The 10,932-nt window shown below is 40.9% G+C and carries 10 protein-coding genes, 2 tRNA genes and 2 rRNA genes; 12 read left to right on the top strand and 2 right to left on the bottom strand.

Annotated features, from left to right (window positions below):
* The 9 genes from FHR85_RS05575 to tsaD all read left to right on the top strand — a co-directional run.
* Positions 1 to 94: ribosomal RNA gene (locus FHR85_RS05575) — 23S ribosomal RNA — on the top strand; the annotation flags it as partial.
* 88 nt (positions 95 to 182) lie between these two features.
* Positions 183 to 298, top strand: a 5S ribosomal RNA gene (rrf, locus tag FHR85_RS05570).
* A gap of 83 nt (positions 299 to 381) precedes the next feature.
* A tRNA-Met gene (locus FHR85_RS05565) sits at positions 382 to 458 on the top strand.
* Positions 459 to 477: 19 nt separating this feature from the next.
* A tRNA-Asp gene (locus FHR85_RS05560) sits at positions 478 to 554 on the top strand.
* Between the two features lie 157 nt (positions 555 to 711).
* The gene (gene thiL, locus FHR85_RS05555; protein WP_167261872.1) at positions 712 to 1,674 is read left to right on the top strand and encodes a thiamine-phosphate kinase; all 963 of its coding nucleotides are present in this window, start codon (positions 712 to 714) and stop codon (positions 1,672 to 1,674) included.
* 6 nt (positions 1,675 to 1,680) lie between these two features.
* Complete coding sequence (gene tsaE / locus FHR85_RS05550) at positions 1,681 to 2,136, top strand: tRNA (adenosine(37)-N6)-threonylcarbamoyltransferase complex ATPase subunit type 1 TsaE (protein WP_167261883.1); 456 nt, start codon at positions 1,681 to 1,683, stop codon at positions 2,134 to 2,136.
* The gene (gene tsaB / locus FHR85_RS05545) at positions 2,133 to 2,828 is read left to right on the top strand and encodes a tRNA (adenosine(37)-N6)-threonylcarbamoyltransferase complex dimerization subunit type 1 TsaB (RefSeq protein WP_167261871.1); all 696 of its coding nucleotides are present in this window, start codon (positions 2,133 to 2,135) and stop codon (positions 2,826 to 2,828) included. Before tsaE ends, tsaB begins: the two co-directional genes overlap by 4 nt.
* A 3-nt stretch (positions 2,829 to 2,831) precedes the next feature.
* Positions 2,832 to 3,278, top strand: coding sequence for a ribosomal protein S18-alanine N-acetyltransferase (gene rimI, locus FHR85_RS05540; RefSeq protein WP_208379612.1), 447 nt, complete (start codon positions 2,832 to 2,834; stop codon positions 3,276 to 3,278).
* Positions 3,275 to 4,288, top strand: coding sequence for a tRNA (adenosine(37)-N6)-threonylcarbamoyltransferase complex transferase subunit TsaD (gene tsaD / locus FHR85_RS05535; RefSeq protein WP_167261870.1), 1,014 nt, complete (start codon positions 3,275 to 3,277; stop codon positions 4,286 to 4,288). The genes rimI and tsaD overlap by 4 nt, the downstream gene beginning before the upstream one ends.
* Positions 4,289 to 4,512: 224 nt before the next feature.
* Here the strand turns inward: tsaD and FHR85_RS05530 are convergent, their stop codons facing one another.
* Positions 4,513 to 6,465, bottom strand: a complete 1,953-nt coding sequence (locus FHR85_RS05530; RefSeq protein WP_167261869.1) for an ABC transporter ATP-binding protein — start codon at positions 6,463 to 6,465, stop codon at positions 4,513 to 4,515.
* Positions 6,466 to 6,562: 97 nt separating this feature from the next.
* On the opposite strand from FHR85_RS05530, the gene FHR85_RS05525 reads away from it, so the two are divergent.
* The 3 genes from FHR85_RS05525 (at position 6,563) to FHR85_RS05515 (ending at position 9,339) form a co-directional block, all read left to right on the top strand.
* Positions 6,563 to 7,192, top strand: a complete 630-nt coding sequence (locus FHR85_RS05525; protein ID WP_167261868.1) for a redox-sensing transcriptional repressor Rex — start codon at positions 6,563 to 6,565, stop codon at positions 7,190 to 7,192.
* A 79-nt stretch (positions 7,193 to 7,271) separates the two neighbouring features.
* Complete coding sequence (locus tag FHR85_RS05520; protein WP_167261867.1) at positions 7,272 to 8,672, top strand: MDR family MFS transporter; 1,401 nt, start codon at positions 7,272 to 7,274, stop codon at positions 8,670 to 8,672.
* Between the two features lies 1 nt (position 8,673).
* A complete protein-coding gene (locus FHR85_RS05515) occupies positions 8,674 to 9,339 on the top strand; it encodes an SOS response-associated peptidase (RefSeq protein WP_167261866.1) in 666 nt (221 codons plus the stop codon).
* A gap of 225 nt (positions 9,340 to 9,564) precedes the next feature.
* Here FHR85_RS05515 and FHR85_RS05510 read toward each other — a convergent pair whose 3' ends face one another.
* Positions 9,565 to 10,920: an alanine/glycine:cation symporter family protein gene (locus FHR85_RS05510; RefSeq protein WP_167261865.1), complete on the bottom strand. Its 1,356-nt coding sequence runs from the start codon at positions 10,918 to 10,920 to the stop codon at positions 9,565 to 9,567.
* Positions 10,921 to 10,932: the final 12 nt, after the last annotated feature.

Below are 10,932 nucleotides of genomic sequence, written 5' to 3'. Positions count from 1 at the left end.
AGATCCCTCAGAGACGATGAGGTTGATAGGTCCGAGGTGGAAGCGTGGTGACACGTGGAGCTGACGGATACTAATCGATCGAGGACTTAACTAACGGTTAAGACGCCTGGTCGACGTTGCGCGGTATCATCTTATCTAGTTTTGAAGGTACTTTACCTTCAATTGAATACAATCATATGAAGTCCGGTGGTTATGGCAGAGAGGTCACACCTGTTCCCATGCCGAACACAGCAGTTAAGCTCTCTAGCGCCGATGGTAGTTGGGGTTCTTCCCCTGCGAGAGTAGGACGCCGCCGGGCTTGAAACATTTCATGTATGATTTGCAAAAAGATTAATGATTCATTTTAAGCTGAGGTCTCTTTAAAAGACTGACAGTCAATATCGCGGGGTGGAGCAGTCTGGTAGCTCGTCGGGCTCATAACCCGGAGGTCGTAGGTTCAAATCCTACCCCCGCAACCAAATTAAATTTCAATAAAATGGTCCGGTAGTTCAGATGGTTAGAATGCCTGCCTGTCACGCAGGAGGTCGCGGGTTCGAGTCCCGTCCGGACCGCCATTTTATTTCAGACCATTTACACCTTGTGACGTTGATCGCAAGGTTTTTTTATGTCTTTTATGACATTTATATTATGATTAATCAAGACTGAAAAGATTTTCTTTATGGAGCGATTTTTGCTATGATACGTATATAATCATTCGAACGAGGGATTTGTATGAAAGAACGGGAATGGCTTCAGGCGATAAAACCAGATTCTTATAGGCAACCCTCTGTTATTAAAGGGTTTGGCGATGATGGTGCGGTGATTAAGCCACCTGTTGGTCATGAATTAGTGATCGTAACAGATGCTATGGTAGAAGGTGTCCATTTTTCTTTAGATTACATGTCGTTATATGAAGTGGGGTATCGTGTTTTAGCAGCCAATATAAGTGACTTAATTGCTATGGGTAGTCAGCCACTTTATTATTTGGTTAGCTTAACTGTTCCTTCTCATTATCACGTTCAAGATATGGGTTTACTATATGAAGGTATGGGTGAGTTGGCTAAGGAAGTACACATGGATTTAATTGGTGGTGACACGACAGGTGGATCCCAATTAACAATTTCAATCACGGCATACGGTTCTGTTTTACCCCAGCAAAAACGATTACGTCAGCACGCTAATCCTAAAGATATTGTGTTTACCACGGGTTATTTAGGTGAAGCTGGTTATGGGTTTGATTTATTACAATCCAATCCTAATCAATCCAATCATTTTACCAATCGGCATAAAAAGCCAAAACCAAGATTGGCCTTTACATATGTGAGTGAGAAATTAGAACGAATCGCTTTAAATGACATTAGTGATGGGATCGCGACAGAATTAAATGAACTGGCAGAAGCTTCACAGGTTAATATCACGATTGAAGCAGATGCTTTGCCAATGCATCCAGATATGCAGCATCTATCAAGAGACAAGCAATTAAAGTACGCTTTAACGGCAGGAGAAGACTTCGAATTAGTGGGGACCTGTTCGAATGAAGAATGGTACAAGCTTGAAGAGTTATGCGATACATATTCCATTCCAGTAACAAAGATTGGTACCGTAAGTTCAATGGCTTCACCAACGCCTCAAGTATTTCTTAATCAAAATAATCAAGCTCAAGTCCTCACGTCTAGCGGATATGAGCATCAATAACAGGTGATTAAAATGTTTCAGTTTACAATGTCATCAGAAGAGTCAACTAAACAACTGGCTGAACGGATTGGACAGTTGCTACAAGCTAATGATGTTTTGACTCTTGATGGTGATTTAGGAGCAGGGAAGACAACATTCACAAAGGGTTTAGCATCAGGCTTAGATGTAAAGCGTACTGTGAATAGTCCAACGTTTACAATCGTGAAACAGTATCGTGGGCGTTTACCTTTGTTTCATATGGACGTTTACCGATTAGAAGATAGTGAAGAGGATATTGGATTTGATGATTATTTTGATAGTGATGGTGTGACTGTGATTGAATGGTCGCAATTTATTGAAGAATTTTTACCATCTGAGCGTTTACGAATTTATATTGAAAAAACAGGTGATGACGAACGTTTGATCACTTTAACACCATATGGTAGTCGTTTTGAAAGATTATGTGAGGAGATCAAATCATGAATGTACTAGCAATTGATACCTCGAATCAGCCTATGAGTGTGGCTGTGCTTAAAGAGGGTGTACTGGCGGCAGAACTTACGATTAATATGAAACGAAATCATTCGATTCAAGTTATGCCAGCAGTCGATTATGTGATGAATCAAGCAGACTTGAAACCTAAGGATCTACAGCTAGTCGCTATTGCAGAAGGACCTGGCTCATATACAGGTCTACGTATTGGTATGTCTTCTGCAAAATCTTTAGCATGGTCGCTCGATATCCCTATAGTAGCTATATCAAGCTTGAAAGTGTTAGCAGCGCAAGTGACCGATCAAGACAAGCTCATCGCACCCTTTTTTGATGCACGCCGTGGTAATGTCTATGCTGGTTTATATGAACGGACAACAACAGGTATTGAAACAATCCAATCCGACCGTAATGTTGCAATGACTGATTGGTTAGAAGTTCTAAAAGAAACGAATCGTGATGTGATTATAACGAGTTCAACAAATCATCAATTTACAGACGAAATCTATGATATTTTAGGACAAAATGTTCGGTTGATCGACCCTGTTCTGCAATATCCGAAAGCGAGCATGCTTGCTTATTTAGCCATGTCAGAAGAGTCCATATCTGTTCATGCGCTGGCACCGCAATACCATCGCATGGTTGAAGCAGAAGCGAAATGGTTGGAAAAACAAAAGGAACGATAAATCATGTCAGAAGTACGTGTACGTAAAATGGAAATTACAGATTTAGATGATGTCATGGACGTAGAACACGCGTCGTTTGCTTCGCCATGGAAACGAGATGCTTTTGAAGTCGATTTAGTCAAAAATCGCTTTTCATACTATTTAGTGTTAGAGAAAGATGATCGGATCATTGGGTATTGTGGCGTTTGGATTGTTTTAGAAACAGCACAAATAACCAATATCGCCATTTTGCCAAGTGAACGAGGCCATAGATATGGAGAAAGATTATTTCGCAAAGTGCTTAAATTAGCTAGACAAATAGGTGCAGAAGAATTATCTTTAGAAGTCAGGCAATCGAATCATGTGGCCCAAAAGATGTATCAAAAGTTTGGCTTAAAAATTGTCGGACGACGTGAAAATTATTATCCAGATCAAGAAGATGCTTATGTTATGTGGGTGAACTTACAATGACTGAACAAAATGAAATCATATTAGCTATTGAAACGAGCTGTGACGAGACAGCAGCAGCAGTCGTTAAAGGCGGAACAGAATTGTTATCAAATGTTGTGGCCACGCAGATGGATATTCACCAGAAATTTGGTGGGGTAGTACCTGAAGTGGCTTCTCGACATCATATTGAACAAATGACAGCTGTCCTTGAACAAGCAATGGATGAAGCAGATGTAACATTTGATGATATAGATGCTGTGGCTGTCACGCAAGGACCAGGATTAGTTGGTGCATTATTGGTCGGAGTTAATGCAGCGAAGGCGATTGCTTATGCACATGACCTGCCATTAATTGGTGTACACCATATTGCGGGCCATATTTACGCTAATCGATTGGAGCAGCCATTTGAATTTCCACTTTTATCACTCGTTGTTTCCGGCGGGCATACTGAACTTATTTATATGAATGACCATGGAGATTACCAATTAATCGGTGAGACACGTGATGACGCAGCAGGGGAAGCGTATGATAAAGTGGCGAAAGCGTTAGAGCTACCTTATCCAGGTGGACCTCAAATTGATCAACTGGCTCAATCAGGAAAAGATACTTATCAGTTTCCACGGTCTTATTTAGAAGAAGGGTCTTATGATTTTAGTTTTAGTGGTTTGAAAACAGCGGTTATTAATAAACTCCATCAAAAGCGCCAAAAGAATGAGCCGATTGATCGTGAAAATGTCGCGGCATCCTTTCAAGCGAGCGTGATTGATGTCTTAGTTAATAAAACGTATGAAGCAGCCTTAGAGCATAATGTGAAGCAGTTGATTGTTGCTGGTGGTGTGTCAGCTAATCAATCACTGCGAGCACGATTACAGGAAAAATTCGAAGGTAGTGGCATTGAATTATGTATTCCACCGCTTTATTTATGCACTGATAATGCAGCGATGATTGGAGCGGCGGCTTCGATTCAGTATCATCAAAGTGATTTTGCGGGATTAGATCTCAATGCCAATCCAGGATTAATGATGGATTAATTCTTCCACAGCTTTTACACAAAGCTGTGGAATTTTTTTATTAAAGACGGACAATACAGGTTGTGAGCAAGTGGATAATTCTGTGGATAATTAACCCACAAGTTGTTGATAATGTGCATAACTCTGTTGAAAACCCAGTTTATCAAGAAATCTGCCTGTTGATAAATAAAACCCGTTCAATCTAAGATAAAGCAAAACTTTAACTTGATTGAACGGGTTTTAAATTATTGACTTGATTCGTACATGTCCCTTTGTTCTTGCAGTGTTTCCCATTCTTCCATCAGGTCATCGATCGCTTGTTGATTTTCTTGGATCGTATCATTGATCTCTTGTAAAGTTGAATAATCACCAGCTAAATCTGGATCGTTCATACGTGCTTGTTCATTTTCAATGATTTGTTCATGCTCCTGAATGGAGGACTCAATTGTTTCAATCCGACGTTCTAACTTTCTAAGGTCGCGTTTAACTTGTTTATCTTGCTCGAATTGTGATTTCGTGGTGTTCACAGATGACTGTTGCTCCTGTTTAGCTGCTTCCATGGCTTGGATCTCAGCTTCTTCTTGTTTCTTCTCTAAATAGTAATCATAGTCACCAAGATACGTTTTTACACCGTGATGATTCATTTCGAGCACTTGTGTGGCAATGCGATTGATGAAATAACGATCGTGTGAGACGAATATAATCGTGCCAGGGAAGTCAGCTAATGCTGATTCCAGCACTTCTTTACTATCCAGGTCTAAGTGGTTGGTCGGCTCGTCCATAATGAGTACGTTGGCTTGTTGAAGCATGAGTTTGGCTAATAAGACGCGCGCTTTCTCACCGCCACTTAGCATACTGACTGTTTTTAAAACTTCCTCACCTGTGAATAAGAAGTTTCCGAGTACAGTCCGAACATCTTTCTCATTCATAAGCGGATAATCATCCCATAATTCATCTAATGCCGTTTTAGAACGATTGAGCGTCGTTTGTTCCTGGTCATAATAGCCGAATTCGACGTTCGTCCCGACTTGGATTACACCATCGACAAACTCCATGCGTTTTAAAATAGCCTTTAATAAAGTTGTTTTACCGACACCATTCGGACCAACAATCGCTATGCGGTCACCACGGTTCACATTAAAGGTCACATTTTGAAAAATCGGTTCATCGATTGCACCGTAACGCGCTTCTAATTGATTGACCTTAAGCACGTCGTTACCACTCTTTTGTTTGATATCGAAGTTAAACTTAGCGGATGCATCGTCTAAATCAGGCCGTTCGATCCGCTCCATTTTCTCTAATTGTTTCCGTCTCGCTTGCGCACGCTTACTAGTTGAATCACGTGCAATATTACGCTGGACGAAATCTTCGAGTCGTTTAATTTCACTTTGTTGCTTCTCATAGTGTTTGAGTTGCAACTCATAATCTTCTTGTCGCTTCTGTAAATAATAGCTATAATTCCCGTTATAGCGCTTAGACGATTGAAACGCCACTTCATATACCACATTAACAGTCTGGTCTAAGAAGTAACGGTCGTGTGAGACAATCACGACAGCACCTTCATAACTATTCAAATAGTTTTCAAGCCAGTTTAACGTATTAATGTCTAAATGGTTGGTCGGCTCATCTAAGATTAAGACATCAGGCTTGGCGAGTAACAATTTACCGAGCGCGAGGCGGGTTTTTTGCCCGCCACTTAAGTCATTAATTGGTGTTTGATAATCAAAAGTACCGAAATTCAAGCCTTGTAAAATGGACTTGATATCAGCTTCGTAATCAAAGCCACCCATAGCCTGGAATTCGTTTTGTTTTTGATCATAAGTGGCTAACAATTGCTGATAGGACTCATCATCGTCAAAGCCTTCTGGATTAGCCATTTGCATCTCTAATTCGCGTAATTCATACTCTAGTTTTACGATTTCACTGAAAACTGAAAGCATTTCGTTCCAGATCGTTTCGGATGAATCGAGTCCAGAATGTTGTGCTAAGTAGCCAATTGAGACATCTTTCGGTTTATATATATCCCCTTCATCGTACGACGCTTCGCCTGCCATAATTTGAAGTATGGTAGATTTTCCTGCTCCATTGCGGCCAACGATTGCGATTCGGTCACGATGATGTACTTCTAATTTAATTTTCGATAAAATAGTATCAGCACCGAACGATTTGCCGATATTATCTAATTGCATTACGATCATGATATTCACCTCAACGTGCCCTAGTTTATCTTATAGTCTTACTATAAAGCAATGCATGACGATTTTAAATCGTTTTAATAAAGGAGATACCTAAACGATGGTTGATCAAAAAATACCGAAAGCGACGGCCAAACGCTTACCGTTATATTACCGTCACTTAAATTCCATGCAACAACAAGGGAAACAACGCATTTCATCCAAAGAATTAAGTGATGCTGTCAAAGTCGATTCTGCCACCATTCGCAAAGACTTCTCTTATTTTGGTGAACTCGGCCGCAAAGGCTATGGCTATGACATTGAGCACTTAATTTATGTTTTCCGAAAAGTACTCGACCAAGATGAAATTGCCCATGTCGCCTTGGTAGGCGTAGGGAATTTAGGAACGGCTCTGCTTAACTATAATTTCATTAAAAATAATAACACCAAAATCGAAATTGCCTTCGATACAAATGACGATAAAATTGGGACAACCATCGGAGGTGTGCCGATTTACAGTGTGAATGACCTTGAATATGAACTCAAACGCACAAAGATTAATGTTGCGATTTTAACTGTCCCGATGCATGCGGCTGAAGAAGTGACTGAACAATTAGTGGAGATAGGCATAGAAGGCATCTTGAATTTTACACCTGCCCGACTGTCTGTCCCGGATGATGTTCGTGTCCGTCATATTGATTTATCCGTCGAATTACAATCACTCATTTATTTCTTAAAAAATGAACAATAAACTGACAATATTACCTTTCAATTAACTTAGTAAAACAGTACAATAGTTCGTGAGACGAAAAATCAAAGGAGTTACCATTATGGGGAATGTGTCGAATAAATGGCTAGTCGTATTAGCCGTGCTGTTCGGAACCTTTACGGTTATTTTAAACAATAGTATGTTAAACCCGGTTTTGCCGGAATTTATGCAGATATTTGACTCTGATGCGGTAGGTGTTAGTTGGATTTTAACCATCTTTATGATCGCGATGGGTATGACGATGCCGTTAACCGGCTACTTAGGTGACCGTTTTGGTCGTAAGAAGGTCTATATTATCGGTGTCTGTTTGTTCATTGTGGGCTCGATTTTAGGTGCTATGTCACAAACTTTGAACATGGTTATTATCGCACGTTCCGTACAAGGAATTGCGGGAGGCCTAATGTTGCCGAACGCGATGGCACTGATTTTCAATGCCTTTCCTAAAAACGAACGTGGATTTGCGGTCGGTACATACGGCATTTCAGTGATGATTGCACCAGCGATCGGTCCGACAATCGGTGGTTTAATTGCAGAAAATCTAAATTGGATTTATTTATTCTTATTTAATATTCCGTTTGCTTTGTTAAGTTTATTTTTCTCAACGAAATATTTGAAACCAACGGAGTCAGACCCGTCACTGAAATTCGATGGACTTGGCTTCTTAATGGTTACACTTGGTGTTGGACCTGTACTGTATGTTCTTGGTCAAGGACGTGAAATTGAAGGATTAGTTAATCTGACTAATGGGCTATTACTCGCAGTAGGGATTATCTTTATTGCCCTGTTCATTCGACATGAATTGAGACAGCAGCAGCCACTTCTTGACTTGAGAGTATTTAAAATTAAAACCTATCGTTACTCAATTCTAGTCACATCAGCTGCGTCCATTGGTTTATTTTCGACGTTGTTCCTTGTGCCTTACTTGATCCAGGAAGCATTCATGCTCGGAATTGTGACGACAGGCTTAATCTTCTTACCGAGCTCATTGCTAAGCGGTGTATTTATGAATGTTGGTGGGAAAATCCTTGATAAAAAAGGGCCTAAACTCGTTATTCCAACAGGCTTAATTATTTTGTCATTAGCGAGTTTTGCCTATGGTTTTGTGGAGTTATCAACAGCTGTTTGGGTTATTTTCGTCATTCAGGCAATTCATGGAGCTGGACTTGGTTTCGGTAATATGCCGGCGACAACTGCTGGTATGAACAAAATTCCGGAGAACTTGGTCGCTCAAGGATCAGCGATGAATAACTTGATCCGCCAATTTTCATCATCGCTAGGGATCGTGTTTTTCTCAGTTTATTATGAAATAAGGCGCGGTCATATGATGTTATTAGACGACTTCTCAACACAAGAAGCAACACTACAAGCGTTAAATGAAGCATTTATCGTAGCTGGAATTATTATTGCTCTAGCGATTCCAGCGGCTTACAAAATGAAAGGTGTCGATGAGGAGGAGAATTGATATGTGTGGACGATTTACGTTAACAGTTGGACCAGATATGTTGGCCAAACGATTCGAAACAGATGGGACCATTGCGTGGGAACCGAGCTATAATGTTGCTCCGACCCAAGATGTAATCGCTGTGGTTAACGATGGTGAACAAAATCGGATTGGACAAATGAGTTGGGGGCTTATTCCCTCATGGGCGAAAGACGAATCAATGCGTCACAACATGATTAACGCTCGACTCGAAACCGCTGATCAAAAACCGAGTTACAAAAAGTTATTAGCAAAACGACGCTGTTTAATTGTAGCGGATAGCTTCTATGAATGGATGACGATTGACGGGCAGAAGCAACCTGTTCGTATTTACTCACCTGATCAGGAGCTATTCACCTTTGCAGGGTTATGGGATCGTTGGCAGACTGAAGCGGGAGAAAAGGTAACGTGCACGATCTTAACAAAGGAAGCAAACGATGATATGGCTGAGATCCATCACCGCATGCCTGTCATGTTGCGAGCTGACCAAGAACAAGAGTGGATCAATTTCGCACCGCAAAATGCTAGTGACATGAAGGATTGGCTCTATGCTCAACAAGATTTACCGTTAACGTACGATTTTGTGAGCACCTATGTAAACAACCCGAAGCACAATGATCCTAGCTGTATCGAGCCTGTTAGTTTGTAAGTGGAGAGTTGGGTCAAGACTACCGAAATATGAGTCAAAACTTCTCAAATTTGAATCAAGCAAACTCAAAAATGGTGCAACGTCTTTTAATTTTGAAGCAACACTTGTACAAAATAACGCAACCACAGCAGAGTGATTCATTATAATGGAAGCCTTCGTAATAAAGAAGGCTTCTTTTTTGTTAGTAAATAAAAAAGGCGCTGACGAATCAGCGCCTTCCAAAATTTATGATTGTTCGTTTGCCTCTTCTTCCTGTCTAACTTTAATAAATCTCCGTGTCTCATTTACAACAACACCCGAGAGGAGTAGGAGACCGATTAAGTTCGGTACTGCCATTAGACCGTTCATAACGTCAGCGAATGCCCAAACAACATCAAGTTTGACAATAGCGCCAACGAAGATAAGTAAGATAAATGCAGCACGGTAGATATTCAAGCCTTTGTGATTCGTTAAATAACCGAAACATTTCTCACCATAGTAAGACCAACCGAGAATCGTTGAGAATGCGAAGAATACTAGACCGAGTGATACAATCATAGATCCAGTTGAACCTAAGAAAGTTTCAAATGATCTTGCTGTTAAACTAGCTCCTTCTTCGCCGCCCATATACATATCAGCCATAACAATTGTGATACCTGTGATTGAACAAACCACAATCGTATCGATAAAGACCTGCGTCATTGATACAAGCGCTTGACGACCTGGATAGTCTGTACGTGCAGCTGCTGCAGCAATTGGCGCAGAACCGAGACCAGCTTCGTTTGAGAACACGCCTCGAGCAACACCCCAACGAATGACAGCACCGATTGCACCACCAGCAACGGCTTCACCTGTAAAGGCATCTGTGAAAATAAGGGCTACAGCTTCACCAGCCATGCCTAAGTTAGAGAATAAGATGATTAAGCCACCAATTACATAAAATAAAGCCATAAAAGGCACGATATAGGCTGTTACACGACCGATACTCTTAATTCCACCTACAATCACGAGTGCAGCCAGAACGGTTAAAATAACACCTGTTGCTACCACAGGTACGTTAAACGTTGACTCTAATGCATCTGATACTGAGTTAGATTGAACCATGTTACCGATACCAAATGCTGCAACGGCACCGAAGATGGCAAATAAGACTGCAAGCCACTTCATGTTCAAACCTTTCTCAATATAATACATTGGACCACCAGACATATTACCGTTTGGATCTTTCACACGGTATTTCACGGCTAAAATGGCCTCAGCGTATTTCGTTGCCATACCGAATAAGGCCGAAATCCACATCCATAGAACTGCACCAGGACCACCTAAGACAACGGCTGTAGCAACACCGGCAATGTTACCTGTACCAATTGTCGCAGCTAATGCTGTCGTTAAGGATTGAAAGTGGGAAATATCCCCTTCTGAGGTCTTGTCTTGCTTTTTAGGACTAAAAGATAATTTCAATGCATATGGTAGTGTCTTAAACTGTAAGAAACCAAGACGCACAGTTAGTAACACACCAGTAAAGACTAGGAGTATGAGCAACCAAGGTCCCCATACGATACCGCTTACTGCTTCTAAAAAGCTAATCACTTGCTCTTGCATCGTATTCCTCCC

Source organism: Alkalibacillus almallahensis (assembly GCF_011761495.1).
GTDB classification, from domain to species: Bacteria; Bacillota; Bacilli; order Bacillales; family Alkalibacillaceae; genus Alkalibacillus; species Alkalibacillus almallahensis.
Note: the sequence above shows the minus strand (reverse complement) of the source record. Positions and strands in the feature narration are given on the sequence as shown.

What these genes read in the sequence shown, in the direction of transcription:
- thiL (WP_167261872.1), top strand. Translation starts at nt 712, where the DNA reads ATGAAAGAACGGGAATGGCTTCAGGCGATAAAACCAGATTCTTATAGG.
- tsaB (WP_167261871.1), top strand. Translation starts at nt 2,133, where the DNA reads ATGAATGTACTAGCAATTGATACCTCGAATCAGCCTATGAGTGTGGCT.
- rimI (WP_208379612.1), top strand. Translation starts at nt 2,832, where the DNA reads ATGTCAGAAGTACGTGTACGTAAAATGGAAATTACAGATTTAGATGAT.
- tsaD (WP_167261870.1), top strand. Translation starts at nt 3,275, where the DNA reads ATGACTGAACAAAATGAAATCATATTAGCTATTGAAACGAGCTGTGAC.
- FHR85_RS05530 (WP_167261869.1), bottom strand. Translation starts at nt 6,465, where the DNA reads ATGATCGTAATGCAATTAGATAATATCGGCAAATCGTTCGGTGCTGAT.
- FHR85_RS05525 (WP_167261868.1), top strand. Translation starts at nt 6,563, where the DNA reads ATGGTTGATCAAAAAATACCGAAAGCGACGGCCAAACGCTTACCGTTA.
- FHR85_RS05520 (WP_167261867.1), top strand. Translation starts at nt 7,272, where the DNA reads ATGGGGAATGTGTCGAATAAATGGCTAGTCGTATTAGCCGTGCTGTTC.
- FHR85_RS05515 (WP_167261866.1), top strand. Translation starts at nt 8,674, where the DNA reads ATGTGTGGACGATTTACGTTAACAGTTGGACCAGATATGTTGGCCAAA.
- FHR85_RS05510 (WP_167261865.1), bottom strand. Translation starts at nt 10,920, where the DNA reads ATGCAAGAGCAAGTGATTAGCTTTTTAGAAGCAGTAAGCGGTATCGTA.